Raw genomic sequence first — 645 nt, 5'->3', positions numbered from 1 at the left:
GACGAGGACCACGCTGGCGACCGACTGCAGCACGCTGCCGACGACGTGTCCGACGAGCACCGACGGGCGGTGGATCGCCATCGTGCGGAAGCGGGCGATGATGCCCTCGGTCATGTCGTTGGAGACGGACACCGCCGTCCCGACCACGGTGCTGCCGATGGTCATCAGCAGGAGGCCCGGGACGAGGTAGGCGATGTACGCGGAGCGGTCCGGGCCGCCGCCGCCTCCGAGGCCCGCGCTCATCGTGTCGCCGAAGATGTAGACGAAGAGCAGCAGCAGCATGATCGGTGTGAGCAGCAGGTTCAGGGTGAGGGACGGGTAGCGCCGGGCGTGCAGGAGGTTGCGGCGCAGCATGGTCGAGGAGTCGCGCAGGGCGAGGGTGAGGGAGCTCATCGGGCGTTCTCCTTGGCCTGGTGGGGGATGTCGGTGCCGCCGGTGAGGGCGAAGAAGACGTCGTCGAGGTCGGGGGTGTGGACGGTGAGTTCGTCGGCTTCGATGCCGGCCGTGTCGAGGTGGTCGAGGAGGGTGCGCAGGTGGCGCTGGCTGCCGTCGCCGGGGATCTGGAGGGTGAGGGCCTCGTCGTCGCGGGTGGTTTCGGGCAGTGCGGAGGTGGCGTTGCGGTAGGCGGTGGGGTCGGTGAAGCGG

1 protein-coding gene and 1 pseudogene are annotated in these 645 nt (G+C 69.8%); both read right to left on the bottom strand.

The window, feature by feature from the left end; genetic code table 11:
- On the bottom strand, window positions 1–393 hold a 393-nt coding region (locus tag PUR61_RS02615; RefSeq protein WP_329875176.1), incomplete at its 3' end, for an ABC transporter permease.
- Window positions 390–645: pseudogene (locus tag PUR61_RS02610) on the bottom strand (ABC transporter); the annotation flags it as partial. The pseudogene PUR61_RS02610 and the gene PUR61_RS02615, both read right to left, overlap by 4 nt.

Origin of the sequence: Streptomyces sp. BE20, assembly GCF_036322525.1 — a bacterium.
Lineage (GTDB): Bacteria > Actinomycetota > Actinomycetes > Streptomycetales > Streptomycetaceae > Kitasatospora.
Note: the sequence above shows the minus strand (reverse complement) of the source record. Positions and strands in the feature narration are given on the sequence as shown.